The organism is Paenibacillus paridis, from assembly GCF_006345825.1.
Lineage (GTDB): Bacteria > Bacillota > Bacilli > Paenibacillales > Paenibacillaceae > Pristimantibacillus > Pristimantibacillus paridis.
This window is the reverse complement of record NZ_VCIX01000082.1, coordinates 263,385-287,167: the sequence shown is the minus strand read 5'-3', so window position 1 is coordinate 287,167 and position 23,783 is coordinate 263,385. Positions and strand designations below refer to the sequence as shown.

Sequence of the window (23,783 nt, the reverse complement as noted above, 5' to 3'; positions counted from 1 at the left end):
ACATCAACGTTTTTGTAAAAGAGTACAAAACGACCGCTCCTGGGCAATTACCGGGAGCGGTCATTTGGCATTTTCGAAACGGGTACGGCCTATATCTTATTTACCGTTTCACCTTTAAATTAACGCGCAGCTAAAGCTGACACAAATACGTTCAAAGGAGTAGCGGGGCGACCCAATAGCGTCTCCAGATCAGCACTTTCTACATCAAGTGAGCCTGCACGAATTGGACCTTGCATATCTACAAACATCGCAACGACAAAGTCCGGCAATCCCGCATCGCGCAAAGCTTGGCCAAAGGCCGCGTCGTCTACCTCTATGACGTTAATTGCTTTGCCGAGCACCTCGCCCGTAATCGCGGCTAGCTCCGCTTGCGTAAGAGGCTTGCCGGACAGCTCGTAGATCGTATTGTCATGTCCTTCCCCAGCGAGAACAACGGCAGCCGCTTCGGCGTAGTCGCTGCGCAATGCCCAGCCTGCGCGTGCGCTACCGGCAGCATTCAGCCAAGGCGCGCCATGGATGGCACCTTGCACGCTGCCTGCTTCGTTCTCGGCGTACCAGTTGTTCCGCAGGAACGAATAAGGAATTCCCGTTGCGCGAATCGCTTCCTCTGTCGCGCGGTGCACTTCGGCAAGAGAGAGGGTACTTTCATCTGCTTTGGCTACGCTTGTGTAAGCAATAAAGCCAACGCCTGCTTTCTTGGCTGCATCGACAGCAGCTTGATGCTGACGAATGCGAGTGGCATTATCTCCGTCAGCGGAAACAATTAGCAGGCGGTCTACGCCTGCAAAGGCTTGATCCAAAGTTTCCGGCTGATCGAAGTCGCCGTGGCGCACATCAACGCCTTTCGCTTGCAAATGGGCTGCCTTCTCTGGCGTACGCACGCTTACGGCCAGCTTCTCCGCAGGTACGGTCTTTAACAAAGTATCGATTACAATAGATCCAAACTGTCCCGTTGCTCCAGTTACTAATATCGTCATTTTTCATTCCTCCATTGGGTATATGTTTATGAAAAAAAGGTATTCACAGCGTAGCTTGAAATTCTTATGGGAAGCGAAGCATAGTCCCTTAGGAATGGCTTCATTGTTCGCATTCCTCTTGTAACTATAATAGTTACATGTTGGCGTGTTGTCAACCCGTGCTGTAAGAATAGCTGCTCATCCTACTTGAAAGAAGCTTGACTTATCATATCAAATGCTGCATTCGGAAGAATGCGGTTGTTTATATTCTTTCCAGTATGCTGTCGGATGAACCAATGAAAGTGCTATTTTACCTAATCAACGTATCATTACAATGATTTGTTAGCTTGATAGAATGATGAAAACGGATACAAAGAAGTTAGACATCATGCGCATGAAGCCGGAGAGGGTGTTACGGATGAACGAGACAGGCGCCAGTCGCTTGGGAAGCAGGCTGTTTTTTATGGGACCTGCGCTGTTGATTTTTTTGGCGGTCATTATTGTGCCGATCAGTATGAGTATTTATTATAGCTTCTTCCAATGGGACGGAGTATCGGCAAAGGTTTTCAACGGATTTGGCAATTTCAATCAGCTGTTTCATGATCCGATTCTATGGATCGCATTGAAAAATTCAGTGTATTTAACATTGGGAGCGCTTTTCATTCAGCTGCCGGTCGGATTGTTTCTAGCGATTGTGCTTGGTTATAAGCTCAGAGGCTCCAATTTTATGAAAACGATTTATTTCACGCCGGTAATGCTGTCTACAGCGGTACTCGGCATCTTGTGGGGGCAAATCTACGATCCGAATTTCGGGCTATTGAATAATTTGCTGGTGCAGCTTGGACTGGATCAGTGGGCGCATGCGTGGCTCGGGGATGAAGCGACGGCGCTCGGTTCGGTTATCGCCGTTGTGGCATGGCAGTTTATTGGCTTTTACATTATCGTTTACTTCGGTGCGCTTCAGGGAATTTCAGACGAGGTGCTGGAGGCTGCGCGGGTAGAGGGTGCAGGAGAGTGGAAAATCATATTCAGTATCCAGATCCCTCTGATCTGGCCGACCATTACGTTCACGGTGCTGAACTGCGTGATCAATTCTTTGAAATATTTTGATTTGATTTATATTATGACCGGCGGCGGTCCGAATAATAGCAGTGAAGTGCTAGCAAGCTATATGATGAAAAATGCCTTTCGGATGATGGATTTTGGTTACGGAAGCACCATCTCGACCTTCCTCCTGCTGTTTGGGCTTTGCCTGGCATTAATTATTTCAAAGGTTCTGGGCCGCACAGGCGCCAGATTCCAATAGGAGAAGGGAGAGATGAAGATGAGCGCGTCTCAAACGATGCAGCCGGCAGGAACACGCGGCAAGGGCTTATCCCGATTGCTGCTATACGTACTGCTTCTGGTCCATCTCGTATTTACAGGATATCCGTTCGTATGGATGGTCATTTCCTCATTTAAGACCAATAAGGAATACTTCGCCAATCCTTGGGGACTGCCAAAGTCCTGGCATTTCGATAATTATGTACAGGCATGGAACCAAGGAATCAACGGCTACTTGTTCAACAGCTTGTACATTACTTTTTTCTCCGTTGTCGGACTGCTGGTTGTAGCAACGCTAATCGGATTTTACTTATCGATTCGTCCTTTTAAAGGCTCGAAGCTGCTGTTGGGGGCGTTTTTTCTCGGCATGCTGATTCCGATCCACAGCACGTTGATTCCGCTGTTTACAATGGCGAACAAGCTTGGCGTATACGATACGTTTTGGGCATTATTTTTCCCTTATGTCGCTTTCAATCTCCCGGTGGCAGTCTTTATAGCCCACGGGTTCTTCCAAGGCGTGCCTAAGGAGCTGGAGGAAGCGGCGATGATTGACGGCTGCTCGATTTATCAAACCTTCTTTAAGGTATATTTTCCGATTGCGAAGCCTGTGCTCGCGACGATTACGATTCTTTCTTTCTTCAATATTATGAATGATTTCGTCTTTCCGCTGGTCATGGTATCCAAAGAATCGCTCAAAACCTTGCCGCTTGGCCTTATGATGTTTAAAGGAAACTTTAGCGCGGATTATTCACTCATTAGCGCGGCACTCGTCATTACGACCGCTCCTATTATTATTTTGTATATGTTTCTGCAAAAGTATATACAAAAGGGGGTGGTAGCCGGAGCGGTGAAGGGTTAATGGGCTGGCATGGAAAAAGGGGAATGCAGGCTTTGAAGGAAAAAGAGAAAACGGAATAAACCGCCTGTTCCATCATGCAGGTAGACTGTTTGATTGAGCATGCGGCATTCGACACTCACTATACTAGGAGGAAATCAATATGAAAAAAGCTCTTATCTTACTATTAGCGATGATGATCGTAGTAGTGGCGGGCTGCTCTAGCGCTGGAAATAAAGCAGAGGGCGGCAAGAACGGAGAAGCTGCAGGCGATGTGACCAAGTTGACCATGTGGAGCATGGAGACGAGAAACAAGGCGATTATCGAAAAGTCGATTAAGCAGTTTAATGACGAGCATCCGAATATTCAGCTTACGGCCGAGTTCTTTGAGGACGAGGCGTTGAAAACGAAAATGAAAGTGGCGATTACAGGCAATCAGGTGCCGGATATTATTACGTATTGGAGCGGTGAAACCTTCGATACGCTGGTATCCAACAGCATGCTGGGCGATATCACAGAGCAGCTCGGCAAAGATGAAGCCTTCACAAACGATGTGCTTAACGGCGGTTTGGAAACGTTCTCTTATGACGGCAAAAACTACGGCATTCCGGTTCTGTTTAGCGGAGTATCCCTTTGGTACAACAAGCAGATTTTTGAGGAAAACGGCCTGACTCCTCCGACAACTTACGCGGAGCTGCTTACGTTGGTGGATCAGCTTAATGCCAAAAATATCGTTCCGATTACGGTCGCAGGCAAAGACCGCTGGCCGGTTCTGCACTGGTTCTCTTATCTGGCACAGCGGATCGGCGGCATGGAGCCGTTCGAGAGTGCCCAAAAAGGCGAAGCGGATTTCACTCAGGACACGTTCGTAAAAGCGGGCGATATGTTGAGAGAGCTTGCGGTAGATCACAAGGGCTTCATTAACGGCTTCTTGGGTCTGGATTATGCGGCGGCGGAATCGCTGTTTACGAGCGGCAAAGCGGCTATGTATCTTCAAGGCGAATGGGCAATGAACTCCTTCCTGGACGATGATTTTGCCGATAAAGTAGGCTTTGTTCCGTTCCCGGCAGTAGATGGCGGCCAAGGCGGCATCAACATTTACCAAGGCGGCTTTGGCGCAGGCATGGCGATTTCTTCGAAGACGAATCATGAGGCTGCCTATGAAGCGATTCGTTTCCTTACCGATTCCGTGCAGCGGAAAGAAATTAACGAAGGCGCGAACATCAGCCCGATGAAAACGCCTGGACTGGACCAGTCGAAGATGAATCCGCTCTCGTATGCTTACGGCAGCTCAATCAGCAGCAGTCTGGAAGGCTTCTTCAGCTACTACGACCAGGCGCTTGACGCCAAGCGTGCGGAGCAGTTCCTGAATTCGGTTGGCGCGATTGTTGGCCAAAACAAGATCAGCGTCAAAGATGAGCTAGCGAAAGTGAAGTAAGCTGGCGGCAGTTAATTAGGAGCAACAACTAAATGAAATGCACTTGAAAATAAAGTTTCAGCGAAGCGAGAAGATCGTTCTGGAGGAACGCAGTGTTCACTTTTGCGGCCGTAAGAATGATTTCCTCGCGCAGCGGAATAGGAGGCGTTCACGATTAACGTAATTAACAATCCGATATTACGGGGCTTCAACCCTGATCCTTCGATAATACGTGTCGGCGACGATTATTATATTGCAACCTCGACCTTTGAATGGTTTCCCGGCGTCCAGATTCACCATTCCCGCGATTTAGTGAATTGGCGGGTGCTCGCGCATCCGCTGGCTCGGGCCAGCCAGCTGGATATGATCGGGAATCCCGACTCGGGTGGAGTATGGGCACCGTGCCTGAGCTACGACAACGGGACGTTTTATCTCATCTTTACGGATGTGAAGAGCCACATGGGTCCCTTTAAGGACACCCATAACTATATGGTCACGGCTACTGATATACTGGGGCCTTGGTCGGAACCGATTTATTTGAACAGCAGCGGCTTCGATCCTTCCTTATTCCATGACGAGGATGGTACCAAGTGGGTGACTAATCTGACTTGGGATCATCGGAAAGGCAAAAATCCGTTCGGGGGCATCGTCATTCAGCAGTATTCCGAGGAGCAGAAGGCGCTGACGGGTCCGATTCATACGCTATTCGGCGGCACGTCCCTTGGCTTGACCGAAGGGCCTCATATTTACCGTCATGGCGATTATTATTATATGATCACGGCCGAAGGCGGCACGCGCTATGGACATGCGGCCACCGTGGCACGCTCGCGGACGCTGCTTGGCACATACGAAGCCGATCCGGCAGGCCCGCTCGTTACAGCGGCGGACCGCCCTGAGCTGGAGCTGCAGAAGGCGGGGCATGCCAGCCTCGTAGAGACACAGGATGGACAGCATTACATTGTCCACTTGTGCGCGCGGCCGCTGAGTACGCTGGGAAGCTGCACGCTGGGCCGGGAAACGGCCATTCAACCAGTGGAATGGACAAAGGAAGGCTGGCTGCGGCTTAGCCATGGGGGGCACTCGCCACAGGTTCAAGTGAAAGGTCCTGGGCTGCCGGAGCATCGATTTGAGGCGGAGCCGGAGATCGAGCATTTTGACGGGGAAACGATCAGCATTCATTTGCATACGCTGCGCGAGCCGCTCGGAGAGCAATGGGCAACTTGGAAGGAACGTCCCGGCCATATGCGGCTTAAAGGAAGAGAGTCCCTCTATTCCACCCACCGGCAGAGCATGATCGCGCGCCGCCAGCAATCGTTCACGGTGGATGCGGAAACCGTGGTTGAATTTGAGCCGGATACCTATCAGCAGCTAGCTGGGCTTATTTACTATTACAATACAAAGAACTATTATTATTTATGGATCAGTCGCGACGAGAAGCTGGGCAAATGCCTAGGTTTGATGTCTAGCGACCGCGGCGTATATGATGAGCCGCTTGGGCAGCCCGTAACGATTGACGGGGCAGAGCGCTGCTATCTGAAGGCGGAAATCCGCCATGAAGCGCTGCAATTTTATTATTCGCTGAATGGGGCGGCTTGGCAGCCGATTGGCCCGGTTCTGGATGCCAGCAAAATATCGGATGAGAACGCGGAGTTGGTAAAGGATGGTTTTGCGCTGGATCAAGGCTTCACCGGAGCGTTTATCGGCATTTGCGTGCAGGACTTAAGCGGACAGGCTAAGTATGCGGACTTTGATTATTTCAAGTATTCCGAAGGGTGAGATGATAATGAGCATGAATATGATGGATGCAGCCGTTATGAATAAACCGCTGGATATAGAGATTAAGAAAGTACCGGTTCCGACACCGAAGGACGATGAAGCGCTTGTTAAAGTTTACTGTATTGGCGTATGCGGCTCGGACGTTCATTACTATGAGCACGGAAGAATCGGCCGCTATGTGGTGGAGAAGCCGATTATTCTCGGCCATGAGCTGGCTGGCGAGGTGGTTGCTGTCGGCAAGGGCGTAGCCAATGTGGCAGTAGGTGACCGCGTAGCCGTGGAGCCGGGCGTAGCGTGCGGACGCTGTGAATATTGCAAATCGGGACGTTACAATTTGTGTCCGGATGTTGTGTTTATGGCAACGCCGCCGGTTGACGGCGCATGGGCTGAATATGTAGCTGTGCGCAGCGACTTCCTGTTCAAGCTGCCGGATGAGATCAGCTTTGAGCAAGGGGCTCTTCTGGAGCCTTTGTCCGTAGGCTTGCACGCGATGAACCGCGCGAGAGTTACTCCGGCAGACCGCCTGCTGGTTACGGGGCTTGGCCCGATCGGCCTGCTCGCGATTCAAGCGGCTAAAGTGTACGGCGTCAGTGAAATTTATGCGACCGACGTTGTGCCGTTCCGGCAGGAGCTGGCGAAGGAAATGGGCGTTACGGCAGTTATCGATCCGATGAAGGAAGACGTGCAAGCTCGCATTGCCGAATTAACTGGTGGCAAAGGCGTTACCGTTATTGTCGAGACATCAGGAAACGGACGAGCGATCGCGGATACGATCCGTACCGTTAAGCGCGGCGGACGCATCGTGCTTGTCGGGATGCCGGCTGCTTCCGAAATTTCGGTTGATGTGAACGCGATTATCGATGCCGAGGTGGACGTGCTCGGATTGTTCCGCTATGCGAATACCTACCCGGGTGCCATTCAGGCACTTAGCCAGTCCAGCGTAGACATTGAGAAGGTCATTACGCATAAATATTCGCTGCAGGATACGAAGGCGGCGGTGGAGATGGCCCGCACACAGAAGGACACCAGTATAAAAATTATGATTTATCCAAATAAATAAACCGTATGCGCACAAAACCTATCCACTCGTGCAAGAGAGGATAGGTTTTGTGCAAGTTTCTCTGGAGGAACAAAGAAGTGGGATATCTCAAAAAAATAGGACTGGATCAGACGAGAGGTCAAATTTTTTTCAGCTTTATTTTGACGATGACACTGGTCCTTCTGCTTACGGTAAGCAGCCTCTATGTGCTACTGTCCATGGTGCAGCGGGATAATGCGGCGCTTTACATTGATGAGATTGCCCTGCAAACGAGCGGCAGATTGGAATCGCAGCTTAACGAGGTTAATGTTTTGACCTTGCAGCTGGCGATGGATGACCGGATACAAGAAGCGCTGAGCTTGGAGAAGCAGGGGCATGAGACGGCCTATGACGAGAGAATGAAGCTGAGGAAGCTGCTTATTGAGAAGACGGCTTACTCCGATACGATAAAGGATATTGAGCTATACAGCTTGACCGGCAGTCTCTACCCCATCGTGGAGAAGAGCATCGAAGAGCGGATAGAGGAGCGTTATTTGAAGCAGGCGGATGATATTCATCAAGCGGGCGAGATGATATGGATCGGGCGCGATCCGGATAATCCGAATGATTTGCTGGCCGTCAGGCAGTTAAAGATCGAGAAGGAGAAGTACGCCAGCGGCGGTTATCTGCTTATCCGGCTCAAGCCTTCGATTATCGAGCTAGGCACTACGGACAAGGCGAAGGATAAAGGCCGAGTGACGCGCTTGCTTGATGAGAACAACAACAGCATGGTTGTTGGGGAAGAAAGCGGACTGCTCTTATCTGTAGGTACGCTTGAAGGGGAGAGCAGCGATTATGTGACAGTAGAGCGAGCCATTCGGTCAACGGGCTGGAAGCTGCAAATCATGATTCCGAAAAAAACGCTGGCCGCCGATATTTACTTTTTGCGCGATGTGCTGCTTTGGGCAAGCGTGCTGAGCATCTTCGCATTTGCGATACTGTCCTATTATTTATCCAAGTTTATTACATCGCCAATCAGAAGCCTGACGCGCATTATCCAGGGCGGCAAGCATGGCAGTCCACGGGAGAATCCAGATCAGTATTTCAACCGCGAGGTCAATCAATTGAGCTTGACCTATAACCAGATGGTTAAGCAGATTAATCATTTGATTACTTCGGTTTACGAGATTGAGATTGTGAAGAGCAAAAGCGAAATTAAAGCGCTTCATTCGCAAATCAATCCGCACTTTTTGTTCAACACGCTCGATTCGCTTTATTGGGACCATATCCGCAAGGGCGAGCAGGAGCGGGCTCAAACGGTCATTCAGCTTGCTGACCTGTTCCGCTATACGATTCATTCAAGCACGCAGGACGGATTTGTGGCCATTGATGAGGAGCTGGAGCAGGTTAAGCGGTACGCCGATATTATGAAAATGCGCTGGCGCGACAGGCTGACGATTGAGATCGACTGCGAGCGGGAACTCGGTGACATTAGAATTCCGAAGCTTTCCATTCAGCCGCTGGTCGAAAATGCGATCGTGCACGGCATCGAGCCGATGGAGCACGGCGGCACGATCAGGCTAAGCGTAAAGAAGGAAGCGGGCATTATTTCCTTTACGGTGCAAGATAACGGCATCGGCATGGTTCCAAGCGAGCTGCATCAAATCAGAGAACGCTTACAAAATGACGTGAGCATTGCCTTTGTAACAGGGAGCAACGGGATTGGGTTATTTAACGTGTGCAAGCTCATACAGCTCCAATACGGGAAGCAGTACGGCTTGACCATTGACAGCGTGCCGGGCGCAGGGACGACAATTGTATTGAAGATACCGCTGCAGCTCGAGCCAGAGAGGGGAACTATGGACGATGACTCACAACATCCTGGTCGTTGATGATGAGTACAATTCTCGCATGGGAGTAACATTCACGCTGGAGCAATGGGGAGAGGATAGGGTAAAGGTCGATATGGCCGATAATGGCAAGCAGGCGATTCGTCTGTTGGGCGAGAATCCTTACGATTTGCTCATTACCGATATTCGAATGCCTCTGATGTCGGGCATCGAGCTGCTTGAGACATTGCGGGACGAGCAAAATGAGATTAATACAATTTTGCTCACCGGCTTTGCCGAATTCGAGTATGCACAGAAGGCGCTGAGGCTTGGTGCCGTCGATTATTTGTTGAAGCCGATCCGGCAGGAGCAGCTCATTGCGTCGGTAGGGAAAGTATTTCAGTCCAAATCGGAGGAAACGGCAAACTTGCTGTCGTATGGCATCCCATCCAGCAACGCCTATATCCTTAGTGCGGTTAAGTATATTCATGAAAGCATTGGCATGCCCTTGTCCATTAAGGAGATCGCGCAGCATGTCCATCTGAATCCGAGCTATCTCAGCGTTCTGTTCAAGGAAGAGACCGGCGTTAGCTTCAGCGATTATGTCATTCGTCTGCGAATGAAGCGGGCTAAGGAGCTGCTCTATCATTCCCCGCTCAGCATGGATAGCATTTCGGAGCAGATCGGCCTTCAGACGGCGAGCTATTTTATCCGGATTTTCAAAAAATACGAAGGCATTACGCCGAAGCAGTACAGGGAGCAGTATAAGACGATCACGGCTGGAGGCAGCCAGGGTTCTCATTCATAAGGGGAAGAGCTAGCACTGCTTTTGCCAAAGAATATCAGGCAGCTGGAATAGATATGTTTGATATTTCTTCTGGTGGAGAAGGACCTATCGCTGAATGGGGCAGACTAGGAACTCATGCTGCATATCAGGTTCCACTGACTAAAGAGATCAAGAAGCTATAGATGTTCCGGTGATAGCCGTAGGTAGACTGGATGCCCTCATTTTGGCAAATGCCGTTATTGGTAATGAAGAAGCGGATTTGGTTGCAGTGGGCAGAGGATTGCTGAGAAACCCTTACTGGGCACTGGAAGCTGCTTTAAAATTAAGTAAAGAAACACAAATTCCTAAGCATTACACAACAGGATTCTAATCAAAATCTGAGGTGATAACGAGCAGCATTGCACGAAAGGCGTAGTACATTCTAGTAATCCTCGCGGACCAGATTAAAGAGCCTTACGAACGTGAATTGAAAAGTGATGTGAGTTATCGGCTTGTAATTGAGGTATCAACTTTATAAAAACTAAAAGAAAAACTCAGAGACATGTCTCTGAGTTTTTTTGGCTGTCGAGCAAAATTCCTTCACTAAGATGCAAGCCGCTAATCTTATAAAGTTAGAATATCTACTCCCAGTGCTGGCAGCGTTATCTTCTGCTCCGATCTCTCGCTCGTCAACAAGCTGCGATAGGGAACGTCAAGCGTAATCTCTCGTTTCTCATTCGTCAAATTGATCAGGAACAGGAAGCTTTCCTCACCCTTCGTTCGAATCGATAGCTCGACACCTTCCGGCAGCTGGAATTTGGGCGTTAAGTCCTTTTCCTTCAATATGCCTTCGAATAGCTGATAGAAATACGATGGGTCCGGCCAAGTGCCGACATAATACACTTCACCTTCACCAAGCTTATTGACAGTAACCGCCGGCACACCCTCGTAAAAGTCGTTGTCGTACCAGGCAATTGGTTCTGCTCCTCGCAGTTCCAGAAGATCGCACCATTGCTTCGCAGCGAATGTCTGGCCCTCCGCGTTCCGAATTCGATGCTCGCTGTTGCCGATTGCATCATATTCACTAACGACAACACCCGCCGCTTCCGCCAGCAGCCCCGGCAGAGGCAGCATCTCACATACATTCCTCATGTTCTTCACGCCTGTTCGATTGGTGAGGACGACCGTGCCGCCCCCGGCCGCGAACCGCTCCAGCCGCTGCGCTACTTCTTCACTTAACAGAAAGAGGGAAGGGACAATGACCAGCTTGTAGCCATCAAGCTCCTCGGACCAGTTGATAACGTCCGTACCGACGCCCATTTTCAGAAATGCATTGTGCATAGAGGACAAGTTATCTATATAGTGCATTCCTCCCTCTGCCTGTGGCTGAAGGGAAAGCGCAGTATGCTGGTCATGCGAATGCAGAATCGCAACCTGGGTAACGATTGTCGAGCCAGCAAGCAGTTCTCCTAGCTGGTTCACCTCGCGAGTAAGCTCCGCGAACTCCTTGAACCTGCGTCCAGGAACATTGCTATGGTCAATAAGTCCGTGCCAGAACTGTTCGGCTCCGACGGCAGCACTTCGCCAGCGGAAATGGACGACCATATCCGCGCCGCGAGCGATTGTCTGCCAGGAACGAGCTCGGATCAGTCCAGGATAAGGGGTGCGTTGAATCGGCATCCAGGCGCCCTGCGGTCCGCTGAGCTGCTCCATTACCCAGAAATTGCGGCGCTTGATACCGCGAACCAAGTCCAGCGACAGCGCTCCATTTCTCGGAAACCGATCGCCATAATCGCGATACAGCTCATTCGGATAATAATCGACAGAAACGAAATCCAGCTCTTTGTGGAGATCATAATAGTCCAGGGTATTCGGAAATTGCCACATGTTATGCGTTGCGAATTGGCCTGGACAGTTTCTACGTAGAATTTCAAGCTGCCATCCCAGCAGATAGCCTACGCTGTCCGAGCAAAATCGTTTGTATTCCAGAAGATAGGAAGGATTCATCGGCTTGCTGCCACCGAGCGGCGTCGTTACCTCGGCCCAACTGCTGTATTCCCCGCTCCAGACGACCGTGCCCCATTCCCGGTTCAACTCCTCCAGACTGGAATAACGTTTCTGCAGCCAAGCGACAAATGCACGATTGCACGTATCGCAATGGCATTCCTGATAGTGCATCTCGTTATCGATTTGCCAGCCTATGACGGCGGGATGCTTCGCATAGCGCTGTGACATCGCTTCCACAAAATTGGAGCCCAGCATTCTCAAGGAATAGCTGTTGTTGCAGCGATGTCCACGCACACCCGGCCGGATTATTTGACGTTGCTCATCCATTGGCAGCACATCCGAATAACGGGTTGTCATCCAGTTCGGCGGGGTATTGGTAGGTGTGCATAACACGATCTCCATGCCGCGTGCGGCGAATACTTCTATAGCCGCATCCAACCATTCAAACCGATAATCACCCTCGGTTGGTTCCATTCGGCTCCAGGCGAACTCCGCCATTCGCACAACAGCAACACCCGTCTCTTGCATAAGCGCTGCATCCTTCTCCCATAGCTCGACAGTCCATTGCTCTGGATAATAATCAATTCCGATCTTAATCGTCATCCTGTGATCTCCTTTATTCATCAATATATTGCGATTATATGTTATATTAATTCGAGTGAATATCTTAAATAATTAATACGATATAACAATATTAAGTTGAAAGGAGAATTGGTCGCATGCCTCATCCCAATCGTGCTTTCCCGGTACTATCCGCCAGAGACAAGCTGCTCCCTTTTTATTTGCTTGGCATTGGTCTGCATCATGAACAGGAGCATATACGCCGAGACCCAGGCATTCAAGATTATCAGTGGATTCAATGCCGCAGTGGCGAGGGCAAGCTCAAACTAAGTGAAACGGAGCATATCGTCAAGCCAGGCATGGGCATGCTGCTGTTCCCCGGTCAGAAGCATGAATACTATGCTTTATCGGGGAGCTGGGAAGTCGACTGGATCATCTTCGATGGCAGTGGTTCAGCGAGCTTGTTTGAAACAGTCGGCATTGTCGACACATGCGTATTCGCGCTCGCATCGCCCGAATACCTTCTATCCCGAATGCGTGAGCTGCTGCAAGCTGCCCTTACGCCTCATGAGCAAACGTTAAGCAATTACGCCTGCTCGGCCATCCTCTATACCTTATTGACGGAGATTATTCAGCGCGTCTCTGTCGAGGGCAGCGACACCGTCGGGCAGCAGTATGAACGGTTAAAGCCGGTCCTAGACTATATTGACCAGCATTATGCCAAAGAGATTACCTTGCAGACGCTCGCCGGACTGATGTGCGTCACACCGGAATATTTCTGCCATTTGTTCAAGAAGACGACAGGCATTCGACCCATCAGCTATGTCAATCAGGTAAGGATCAACAAGAGCAAGGAACTGCTGCTCGACAATGTGCAGCGCGGGATGCAGGATATTGCTCATCAAGTCGGCTTTGAATCTGCCAGCTATTATGGAGCAATCTTCAAGAGGCTGGAACGGCTCACACCCGGCGCCTTCCGCCGTAGCTATCAGAAGTCGTAACATTTGTACTCTCCGTGCTCGTTTTGGTGAATAAAGGTGTAGAATAAACGCAGCAAGCGGTCCTTTTTCTCCAAATGGATAAGGTAACAATAAGCATTCTCAAGAAAAAAACGAAGATATTAACAGGCGACCTCATGGCCGCTTATTTTTTTGTTATCGTACAAAGAGCAAATCATTACGATGAAAATCCAATCAACGTTATATGGTGTACCAATTTGAAACCCCTTACAATGTATAACAGAAGGAGGGATGCGACATCATGTTAGCACAACTATACAAATATCGTTGGCAATATGTCATGATTTTACCGGCAGTTTTGCTTTTGTTTCTATTTAATTATGTTCCTATGGCGGGCATTCAAATCGCATTCCGCGATTTTCAGATCGGGTCCTCCATATGGGACAGCGCTTGGGTTGGATTGCAAAACTTCACGTTTCTGCAAGAGCCTCAGTTTTGGATCGTTGTCAAAAACACATTGTTCATCTCGGTATTAAAATTTGTATTCGGATTTCCGGCTCCAATTATATTGGCCATTATGATTAATGAATTGGTGAGTGCAGGCTTCAAAAGATTCGTTCAATCGGTCAGCTACCTGCCTCATTTCTTCTCATGGATTGTTGTCGCTTATATTTTGCAATCATTTCTTACGTTAGACGGCGGCTTGGCGAATGATTTGATTACAAAAATGGGCGGAGAGCCGATCTTCTTCCTAGGCTCGGAGAGCTGGTTCAGACCGATGATCGTCTCCAGTGGATTGTGGAAGGAAGTAGGCTGGAATACGATTCTTTATCTCGCAGCCATTACAGCTATTGATCCTCAGCAGTATGAAGCAGCCAAGGTGGAAGGCGCCGGGAAGTGGGCGCAAATCCGGCATGTTACGCTGCCAGGCATGATCCCGACGGTTTCAATCGTTCTCATTCTTAGCATTCCAAGTTTGATTACCGTGGGCATGGATCAGATTTATCCGCTCTTGAATCCGGCGAACATGCAGGTGGCGGACGTTCTCGATACGTATGTGCTTCGAACCGGCCTTCAACAGGGGTATTTCGGAATGGCCACTGCAATCGGTCTCCTGTCATCCGTTATCGGTCTTATTCTAGTCGTGCTCACGAATCAGATATCTAGAAAATTGAATGGCGAGGGGTTATGGTAATCGATGAAACGTACATCTGGAGAGATCATTTCCCAAATCATTCTTATTGTTCTTATGCTTCTGCTATGTTTATCCGTGCTCTATCCATTCGCGTATATGCTGGCGATCTCGCTGAATGAAGGCACCGACGCAGCGAAGGGCGGCGTATATTTGTTGCCAAGGGCATTTACACTAATCAACTATGAAATCGTGCTTGGCAACGAAGTGATCCAGCATGCTTATCTCATTACGATCCTTCGTACCATTGCAGGTACGATAGCTGGCCTTATGGTCACACTGATGGTGGCATTCGGTTTATCTTACACGAAGGTGCCATTCCGCAAATCGATTCTGAGCTATATTTTGCTCACGATGCTCTTCAGCGGCGGACTTGTCCCCCTCTATATTCAGCTCTATAATTTGGGTCTTATAAACAATTTCTTGGTTTATATCATACCGGGTATGTTCTCTGCCTGGAATATGTTTGTCATGCTGAAGTTCATTCAAGGTATTCCAGAGGCACTTGTTGAGTCGGCGGAGCTAGATGGCGCAGGGCCATTCCGCGTATTGCTGCAAATCATCGTCCCGCTATCGAAGCCGATGCTTGCAGCAATCGGATTGTTCACTGCCGTTGGCCATTGGAACGACTGGTTCGCTGGAGCGTTCTATGTGACCAAGCAAGATCTGATTCCGGTACAAACGTTTTTACAGCAGTTATTATCGGCGCAGGATATGTCGGCCATCTTGGGCTCGAACTCAAATCAGGAAGCACTCGCAAGAGGAACGCAAATGCAGAACGTGACGCTTATGTCGGTCAAAATGGCGACGGTAATGGTCAGCGCGATTCCGATTCTATGTGTTTATCCTTTCCTTCAGAAGTATTTCGTGAAGGGTGTATTGATCGGCTCCGTCAAAGGATAGGAGCGGCTACTTTAGGGTATTGGGCTTCATCACATACCGTTAATTATGCAAGTGAAAAGGGGAGAAATAAGCATGCAGAGCAAATGGGTAAAGAAGACCGGTTTAATGGCCATGTCCGCGGTCGTATTGCTTTCTGTGGTCGCAGGATGTTCAGGCTCAAACACACCTAAGAACGAACCAAAAAGCACGAATGCGGCGCAAGGCGGAACGGAAACGACAAAAGGCTCACAGAAATTCAATCTATGGTTGGGCTGGTCGGCAACGGTTAATAATGATAGCCTTGTCCAAAAAAAATGGAAGGAAGCGGAGCCGGGCATTGAGGTTGTGCTTGAAGCTACTCAAGGTGACGCCGTAACGGCGCTTAACTTGAAGCTAAATACCGGCGGCTTCGAGGATGCAGCTGTTTTCGGTCGCAGTGAAATTGTAAAAGCAGCGATGATTCGCTCCAATAAAATTTTGTCAGTCGAGCAATATTTCGATATGCCTGATAAATATCCTAACCTTGCAGCGATTCCTAAGCTATATTTGGACCAAATGAAGGATGCGGACGGGCATATATGGTCCATTCCAACCTGGTTCGACCAAAACCCTGACAATCCATGGCCGGGCTGGGCGTCGCAAACATGGCTTGTTCGTACGGACGTTCTGGAGAAAGCCGGAATGACCAAAGCGGATTTGGCTACGATTGAAGGCGTTGAAGCATACTTGAAAAAAGCCGCTGAGCAAAAAGACGCGTCAGGCAAGCCGCTGATTCCGCTTAGCTTCTTAATGGATCCTAACGATACGGCTGGCTGGAATGATGAAAATGCGATTTTGAGCGCATTTGGCGTAACGACAGGAGGCGGTATTATCCCGGTCGAGAAGAAGGGTGACGAACTTGTCCTCTTGTATGACGACCCACAGTATAAAGCGGCTTACCAATGGATCAACAAAATGTATCGTTCCAATCTGGTGGACCCAGAGGTTGTAACCGATAAAAAGGAACGCTACAAAGAGAAAAACAAAGCTGGACGCGTAGCGATGAACGTAGGCTCCTTCTTTAACGTAGATAATTCAATCTGGGAGACGCTGGACGGTCCGACTGAGCCAGGCTGGTTCTATGAGGTCGTTCCATTCCCTAAGGTAGATGGCGTTGAGGCGCTTGGAGCGAACACTGTCATCAACCCGTATCCAGGATATGACGTCTACCTTAGCAAAGATTCCAAAAATCTAGAGGCGGCTCTAAAGTTCCTTGATTACACGCTTCAGCCTAAAGCGGATCAGCAGCAAGTCGTTAACGAAGGACCAGAAGGAACGTTCTGGGGCTGGGTCGATCAGCCGCTAGGACGATGGAAATATATTGATGCAGAATATGATAAAGCGCGTAATTCCGGCGAGCCTGCACAGAAAGCGAAAGTAACGCCAGAGCTGTATATGATTTCTTCCTACAATAATGACTGGTATCCATGGTGGAATTACGGTGAAGGAGATAAAGTCGGAAACGACAAAACGTCGAAAATGACGGAAACGGTTGGTCAAATGGGAGCCGTGCGCAGCACGCAAACCCATGACTTGGTTAAAGCGAAGGGAGGCGGACTGCTAGAGAAATACTTGCCTGAGCTCGAAAACATTCGCAAAGAGTATAGAGCTAAATTCATCATGTCCAAAAGCGACGAGCAGTTCGAAGCAACATGGCAGGCGTTCCGTGATGCCCTTGAGAAACGTGGACACTGGACTGAAGTTAAGCAAGAATGGCAGGAGCAATATGAAGTGTTGTTGAAAGAGCAAGGCTAGCTGTAAACGATGGTGGAGCAACCCCTTCTAGGAGGTTGCTCCCTTTTCCATTGTTACGAATACGATTACAATACGGAAAGGAGGGATATGATGCAATTTCGCCGCAGCCTTGAACGAATCGTTATCAGGTACACCCAGAAAATGAATCTGCGTACAAAAATATTAATTCTTTATGGAGCGATTATTTTTATTCCCACGATCTTTTTAGGCATTGGAGCGGGTTATCTTGCGCTTGAAAGCTTCAGAGCGAATTATTTGGTTACGATTAATGAAGCGATGCGCCAAACTGTTCAAAATATAGACTTTCGCAAGCAGAGCTACGATGTGCTTGCCACGCGGACGGCAACGGACGGGGAACTAATCTCGCGATTAAGCCGCGATTATTCGGATATGTTCGAGCAGTTGAACACAGTCGAGTATGTGGACCGTTCATTCGTATTCACGAGTAAATATTTACCGGGTATCGACGATTTTCGAATTTATCACACGAATCCGACGCTTGTGCAGGATGGACGATTACTTTGGAAGCCGGAAGGGCGTATGTTACAGCCTGGCTTGAATGAAACGGATTGGTTCACCCAAACGGCCGAGGCTTCAAGCTCGTTAATATGGAGCAATGTAAACAAGGATAAGCTTGTAATCTCTCATAAAGTGATGAGTCCTGCCGGCAATATGCAGGGCATTATTTATATGCTGCTAGACTATAAGTCGGTCTTCGGCAACCTTTTTAATCAGCCGTTCAGCGGTTCGGGTGAATTATCGATTATTGACAATTACGGCACGATCATCGTTTCCTCCGATCCAGAAAAAATCGGATTAAAGATTCAATCGACAACGCTGAACAATCACTGGAATGAAGCGAGCTTATCTGACGGCGTAATGGTGGGTGGCAATCTGCTTATGGTCAGGCCGATTGATTCGAACTGGCATGTGGCCGCGCTGATCCAGATGGATCAGCTTGAGCGCCAGTCCAAGACGATTTTATACGGCATCATTGCTGTTATTTTTTTATTTCTGCTTTGTTCGACTTTTTTGATCATGACGGTGCTGAAAAATGTCGTATGGCGGATTCGTAAGCTTGGCACGCGCATGTACGATGTCAGTCAAGGACAATTCGATGTCAGTATTCGCAATACGGCTAAAGATGAGCTCGGCGATTTGGAAATTTTGTTTAATTCGATGTCTGGCCGTCTGGGTATGCTCGTTGAAGACATTACGCAAGCGAAGCTCAAGGAACGCGAGCAATCATTCAAAGCTCTGCAGGCTCAAATCAATCCGCATTTTATATACAATTCGTTAAGTTTGCTAAGGTGGCGTGCGCTGGATCTTCAAGACGAAAATCAGCTGCGCACTATAGACGCCTTGACCGCCTTTTACCGTCTGGCGCTGGACAATAAAATTAATGTTATACAAATAAAGGGCGAGCTTGATCATGTGAAAGCTTATTTGGACATTCAAGAAATGCGTTATCCGGGAAGGGTGACCATCGAGTGGCATATCGAGCAAGAGCTGCTGGAGCTTTATACGATCAAGCTGTTATTACAGCCTATTGTGGAAAATTGTTATTTGCATGGCAACATTACAGGGAAGAAGGGCGGCGTTATCCGAATTTCGGCGCAGCTCGAACAAGACAACATTCGATTCGAGGTGTTCGATAACGGAATAGGCATCTCTAGAGAGATGCTGGAACAGATTCAATTAGGAAAGCAGGCGGGGAACGGAAACGGATACGGTACGGCTAATATTCGCGAGCGGCTCCAGCTCTATTTTGAGAACAAGCATGAATTTTCCATCGACAGCAAAGAGAACGAATGGACGGCGGCAACGATTATCATACCGGCAAGCGTTCATAAGCCGCAGATTAGGAAGGTGATGTAATGTTGTTACAAGCGTTGATTGTGGATGATGAGCCTACCCAAATTCAGGGGCTGGTGCGCTATATCAAGTGGCAGGAGCTAGGCTATGAAATGCCTTTCGCCGCAGAGTCCGGTCAAGAAGCGCTCGACCTATTGCGGAATACTTCTATTGATGTGTTGATATCCGATGTATCCATGCCTGTTATGACAGGAATTGAGCTTGTTGCAGAGGCTAAAGCGATCCAGGCACAGCTTCAAGTGCTGATGATCAGCGGCTACAACGAATTCGAATTTGTACAGGAAGCGATGAACGTGGGGGCGCAAGCGTATGTGTTGAAGCCGATTAAAGTGGAAGAGGTAGAGAGCAAGCTTACCGGGTTCCGCAAGACATTAACCAAGTTAAAGCAAATTGAGAATCAAGCGCAGGAGCTGCAGCAGAAAGTATCCGGCAGCCTCGATATCGTCAGAGAACGGTTCGTATCCGATGTTATTGGGGAGGCAGGCATTCATGCCCAAATGCTGCATTCATGGGGCAGCTTGCTGGAGCTTCCTGCAAGCAATCAAGAAATTGGATTAATCGTTTTGGGCTATGATCACTTTCATTCCTCGGTGCAGGACGCAAGAGAGCGGGTTGTGATCAGCAACGGATTTTTGAGAACGGTTCATATCGGCTTAAGCGATTTTGATCATGTGTATGTCGCAAAGACTGTCACCGACGAAATCGTGGCCTTGCACATTAATTTAACTCCGCTTGAACGCGCATCAATTGAAAAACAGCTTGCTTTCATCCAAACTGTCATGCAGGAGCAGTACGGCTCAACGGTTACGATTGGCAATAGCAGAGTATGTACCGACTGGGAGGATGTACCAACGCTTTATAAGGAAGTTAAATTCATGATGGCGAGATTCCGCTTGATGGAGAGCGGGCAAATTCTGCACTATGATCGGCTGGATGAATCGGAATTCCAACAATTTCGTCTGCGTGAAGAGATTATACCCGAGATTATACAGCTGACAGAAGATGCTGCCGATGCTCATAAGGTTGTTGACTACGTTAATAATGTGTTTGATATGCTGCTTCCTCAGCCTTCCATGCCATTTACGTATATACAGGCGTTTGGCATGGCATTGCTCAGTGAACTGGCTCGCAAGCAGACTTGGAATAAAGAGCTGGGCGGGGAAATGAATTTGGAGATGTGGCAGAAGCTGATCGATTGCAGAAGCGAGGCGCAAATTCGTGAAGTCGTGATCGAATACGTTCAACGCCATATGGTTATCGAGAAGAAAGGTGAAGCCAGCCAAAGGCATAATCTGATCGGCAAGGTTTCCGAGTATTTGGAGGCACATTTCCAAGAACATATCACAGTGAAGCAAATTGCTGAAATTCATCATCTGAATGCAAGTTACTTGAGTGTGCTGTTCAAAAAAGAGATGGGCAAAACAATATCTGATTTTTTACAGGAAACGCGCATGAATAAAGCGAAAGAGCTGCTTAACAATCCGAGCATCAAGGTGTACGAGGTGTCTGAGCAGGTCGGATTTCAGACTGCAGCTTATTTTGCCTATTTGTTCAAGAAGACGACGGGCTATACGCCGCAAGAATATAGAGATTACCATTAAGGCTGATTATGCCAAGAGCTGGAGGCTAGGATAGAAATGATGATAGAGTCCATTGCGGGAACGTGGAGATTTCAACTAGATGAGTCGAAGAAGGGGATCGACAAGCAATATTATAAAGAGCAGCTGCAAGATAATATTCAACTGCCGGGAACGACTGCAGAAAATAAAAAAGGGAAATACAACCTTGCAAGGGAAGTAGCCCATCTTACCGAAACGTATCCGCTAACTGGATATGCTTGGTACCAGCGTGATATTGAAATTAAGCCAGCCTGGGCGGGCAAGCCTATTCGGCTGTATATGGAACGAACAAGAATAACGCAGGTGTGGATCGGCGAAGAATGGAAAGGTACTCAGAATAGTGTCAGCGCGCCTCATGTCTATGAATTGGGAGCGATGGCTCCGGGAACTTATACGTTAACGGTAATGGTTGATAATAGCAGCCTGCCGGTTAAAGGTGGGCATATGACATCCCCCGACACGCAAACGAACTGGAACGGACTGCTGGGCAAAATCGAAATACAGGCGGCAGAATTGATCCGTGTGGAACGGATTAATGCCTATCCCGATGTAGCGAATAAGTCGGTGCGTTTCTCTTTTCAGTTGATTAACGAAACTTCAAGCGTTGCCGATGTCCGGCTTTCATTTGAGTTGTCGGATGCTGCGGGGACAGCTCTCCCAGCTTCTAAGCATGCAAAGAGGATACTGAATATCTCTTCAGAGCCAGGCTCTCAAACGGTCGAATGGGATTACGGGATAGGCGAGGATGCCGTGCTGTGGGACGAATTTACTCCTGCGCTTTATCGCATGGGAATCAACCTGGAGGCCATTTCCGGGAAAGAAAACTACCGGGATGAGCAAGCTGTAAACTTCGGCCTGCGTCAATTTGGCACAGAAGGCACTCAGTTTACGAATAACGGCAAGAAGGTATTTTTGCGGGGCAAGCATGACGCTTTAACTTTTCCAATAACGGGCTATTCGCCGATGACCGTGGAGGAGTGGATTAAAGTATTATCCATTGCGAAAGCGTATGGCATTAACCATTACCGCTTCCACACCTGTTGTCCACCAGAAGCGGGTTTTATGGCTGCGGATTTGCTCGGCGTTTATTTCGAGCCGGAGCTGCCGTATTGGGGAGCCTTCCAAGATCCAGAGGATGAGGAATACGATGAAGCAAGGGCAAAGTATTTGCGCGAGGAAGGCTTGCGAATTCTGGAAGCATATGGCAATCACCCATCATTTGCTTTGTTCACGCTCGGTAACGAATTGCATGGGAGCCGCAAAGCGATGCTGGCACTGCTGAAGGAGTACCGGGAACGAGACAGCAGACGCTTATATGCCGAAGGAGCGAACAACTATTTCTGGGCGCCTTCCTTTACGGAAGAGTCTGATTTCTGGGTGACGATGCGGACCGGACATGCCGGGTCCATCGTTAGAGCTTCGTTCTCGCATGCGGACTTGCCGCTTGGACATGTGCAGGCAAGCTATCCATCAACGCTCACGGACTACAGGCATAATCTGCCGGATATCCAAGCGCCTATCATCAGCCATGAGGTCGGTCAATATCAATCATTCCCTAACTTCGGCGAGATCGATAAATATGTCGGTGTTCTGCATGCGCGTAATTTTGAAATTTTCCGTGAAAGGCTTGAGCAGGCGGGGATGAGTGATCAAGCGGATGATTTCTTTCAAGCCTCCGGGCAGCTTGCCGTTATATGCTACCGCGAAGAAATTGAGGCCGCTTTGCGCACGCCGGGCTTCGGCGGGTTTCAATTGCTCGATCTGCAGGATTTCCCTGGTCAAGGGACGGCATTGGTGGGCGTATTGGATGCGTTCATGGAATCAAAAGGGTTTATCGAACCGGAGAAATGGCGTGAGTTTTGCTCGGACATCGTGCTGCTTGCCCGTTTTCCGCGATATACGTATACCGTGAATGAGACATTCGAAGCGCAATTGGAAATGGCGAATTACGGTGCTAACGAGCTCTCGGGCGTTCAGTTGGAGTGGTCGCTTACTCAGGGCGATCAGCTAATTGAGGCTGGCACGACAGACGCTGCAGATGCCCAGCAAGGTGCTTTGGCTTCCATAGGAACACTTCAAATCAAGTTGTCCCAAGTGAAGGCGCCAGCTAAGCTTACGCTGCAGCTTGCATGGAAGGAGGGCGGGATCATGAATCATTATGACATTTGGGTATACCCGGAAGCAGTCGATACGAATGCAAATGAAGGCATTCCTGTACGTCGGCGGCTCGACCAGGAGGTTCATGATTTGCTGGATCGCGGCGAACGGGTGCTGCTGATTGCCGAGCAGGACCAGCTATCTTCCCATATTGACGGGGCCTTCGCTTCGGATTTCTGGTGTTACCCGATGTTTAGATCCATTTGCGAAGGAAATAAAGCGGCACCTGCACCGGGAACGCTAGGCTTGCTATGTGATGAGCAGCATCCCGCATTCCAGGCATTCCCGACTGAGTTCCATAGCAATTGGCAATGGTGGCCGATTATGATGAACTCGCACTCGCTTGTATTGGATGATTTGCCAGCTGATTTCCGCCCAATCGTGCAGGTTATTGACAACTTCGAGCGTAATCATAAGCTCGGCTTGATCTTTGAAGCTAAAGTAGGCAGCGGAAGCCTGCTCGTATGCGCGAGCGATCTAATTGGCCAGCAGGATAAGCCGGAAGCTAGGCAACTGCTTCACAGTCTGCGCAGCTATGCTGCCTCAGAGGAGTTCAAGCCGGCAAGCGAGCTAAGTTTCGAGCAGCTTCGCAGCGTATTAGATCCGAATGCGGTGACCGAAAGACAGGCACATCGCGGCCAAGCGGTTATTAATCCTTCTTATCCGAACGAATAGTTTAGAATAGTAACAGCCTTGCTCTCAGGTGAGCAGGGCTGCTGCTGTTTGAACCCACTTTATACTATAGCTAATCTAAAGGGTCATCCTGATGGTATAACATTCGGGATGCTCCTTTTTGTGATGAGGAAAATTGTTTTTT

At 48.9% G+C, this 23,783-nt stretch carries 16 protein-coding genes and 1 pseudogene; 15 read left to right on the top strand and 2 right to left on the bottom strand.

The genetic code is table 11. From position 1 onward, the window contains the following. Positions 1-119: 119 nt before the first annotated feature. Complete coding sequence (locus FJQ58_RS11795; RefSeq protein WP_139993536.1) at positions 120-977, bottom strand: SDR family oxidoreductase; 858 nt, start codon at positions 975-977, stop codon at positions 120-122. A 397-nt stretch (positions 978-1,374) separates the two neighbouring features. On the opposite strand from FJQ58_RS11795, the gene FJQ58_RS11790 reads away from it, so the two are divergent. From FJQ58_RS11790 to FJQ58_RS11755, 8 genes and pseudogenes are all read left to right on the top strand, one after another. Beyond that, entirely contained in the window at positions 1,375-2,262 is an 888-nt protein-coding gene (locus FJQ58_RS11790) for a carbohydrate ABC transporter permease (RefSeq protein WP_139993534.1), read from the top strand. Positions 2,263-2,274: 12 nt separating this feature from the next. Next, on the top strand, positions 2,275-3,138 hold the full coding sequence (locus FJQ58_RS11785; RefSeq protein WP_139993532.1) for a carbohydrate ABC transporter permease: 864 nt from the start codon (positions 2,275-2,277) through the stop codon (positions 3,136-3,138). A 139-nt stretch (positions 3,139-3,277) separates the two neighbouring features. Continuing rightward, entirely contained in the window at positions 3,278-4,552 is a 1,275-nt protein-coding gene (locus FJQ58_RS11780; protein WP_139993530.1) for an ABC transporter substrate-binding protein, read from the top strand. Positions 4,553-4,705: 153 nt separating this feature from the next. Next, the gene (locus FJQ58_RS11775) at positions 4,706-6,307 is read left to right on the top strand and encodes a glycoside hydrolase family 43 protein (protein ID WP_139993528.1); all 1,602 of its coding nucleotides are present in this window, start codon (positions 4,706-4,708) and stop codon (positions 6,305-6,307) included. A gap of 7 nt (positions 6,308-6,314) precedes the next feature. After that, positions 6,315-7,367: an NAD(P)-dependent alcohol dehydrogenase gene (locus FJQ58_RS11770; protein ID WP_139993526.1), complete on the top strand. Its 1,053-nt coding sequence runs from the start codon at positions 6,315-6,317 to the stop codon at positions 7,365-7,367. Between the two features lie 77 nt (positions 7,368-7,444). Continuing rightward, entirely contained in the window at positions 7,445-9,217 is a 1,773-nt protein-coding gene (locus FJQ58_RS11765) for a sensor histidine kinase (protein ID WP_139993524.1), read from the top strand. Continuing rightward, on the top strand, positions 9,192-9,962 hold the full coding sequence (locus FJQ58_RS11760) for a response regulator transcription factor (protein WP_139993522.1): 771 nt from the start codon (positions 9,192-9,194) through the stop codon (positions 9,960-9,962). The genes FJQ58_RS11765 and FJQ58_RS11760 overlap by 26 nt, the downstream gene beginning before the upstream one ends. An 11-nt stretch (positions 9,963-9,973) precedes the next feature. Beyond that, positions 9,974-10,311, top strand: a pseudogene (locus FJQ58_RS11755) (oxidoreductase); the annotation flags it as partial. A gap of 233 nt (positions 10,312-10,544) precedes the next feature. Here FJQ58_RS11755 and FJQ58_RS11750 read toward each other — a convergent pair. Continuing rightward, positions 10,545-12,530 carry a beta-galactosidase gene (locus FJQ58_RS11750; protein ID WP_139993520.1) on the bottom strand — a complete coding sequence of 662 codons (1,986 nt, stop codon included), beginning with the start codon at positions 12,528-12,530 and terminating at the stop codon, positions 10,545-10,547. 116 nt (positions 12,531-12,646) lie between these two features. On the opposite strand from FJQ58_RS11750, the gene FJQ58_RS11745 reads away from it, so the two are divergent. The 7 genes from FJQ58_RS11745 (at position 12,647) to FJQ58_RS11715 (ending at position 23,641) form a co-directional block, all read left to right on the top strand. After that, entirely contained in the window at positions 12,647-13,489 is an 843-nt protein-coding gene (locus FJQ58_RS11745; protein ID WP_139993518.1) for a helix-turn-helix transcriptional regulator, read from the top strand. A gap of 259 nt (positions 13,490-13,748) precedes the next feature. After that, positions 13,749-14,642 (top strand): ABC transporter permease, encoded by an 894-nt coding sequence (locus FJQ58_RS11740; RefSeq protein ID WP_139993517.1) that lies wholly within the window; start codon positions 13,749-13,751, stop codon positions 14,640-14,642. Between the two features lie 3 nt (positions 14,643-14,645). Then, positions 14,646-15,542 (top strand): carbohydrate ABC transporter permease, encoded by an 897-nt coding sequence (locus tag FJQ58_RS11735; protein WP_138755973.1) that lies wholly within the window; start codon positions 14,646-14,648, stop codon positions 15,540-15,542. A 72-nt stretch (positions 15,543-15,614) separates the two neighbouring features. Beyond that, positions 15,615-17,315: a type 2 periplasmic-binding domain-containing protein gene (locus tag FJQ58_RS11730; protein WP_139993515.1), complete on the top strand. Its 1,701-nt coding sequence runs from the start codon at positions 15,615-15,617 to the stop codon at positions 17,313-17,315. A gap of 90 nt (positions 17,316-17,405) precedes the next feature. Further along, entirely contained in the window at positions 17,406-19,193 is a 1,788-nt protein-coding gene (locus FJQ58_RS11725) for a cache domain-containing sensor histidine kinase (protein ID WP_139993513.1), read from the top strand. Beyond that, a complete protein-coding gene (locus FJQ58_RS11720) occupies positions 19,193-20,791 on the top strand; it encodes a response regulator transcription factor (protein WP_238403999.1) in 1,599 nt (532 codons plus the stop codon). The genes FJQ58_RS11725 and FJQ58_RS11720 overlap by 1 nt, the downstream gene beginning before the upstream one ends. Before the next feature lie 36 nt (positions 20,792-20,827). Next, positions 20,828-23,641 carry a glycoside hydrolase family 2 protein gene (locus FJQ58_RS11715; RefSeq protein ID WP_202915251.1) on the top strand — a complete coding sequence of 938 codons (2,814 nt, stop codon included), beginning with the start codon at positions 20,828-20,830 and terminating at the stop codon, positions 23,639-23,641. Positions 23,642-23,783 lie beyond the last annotated feature (142 nt).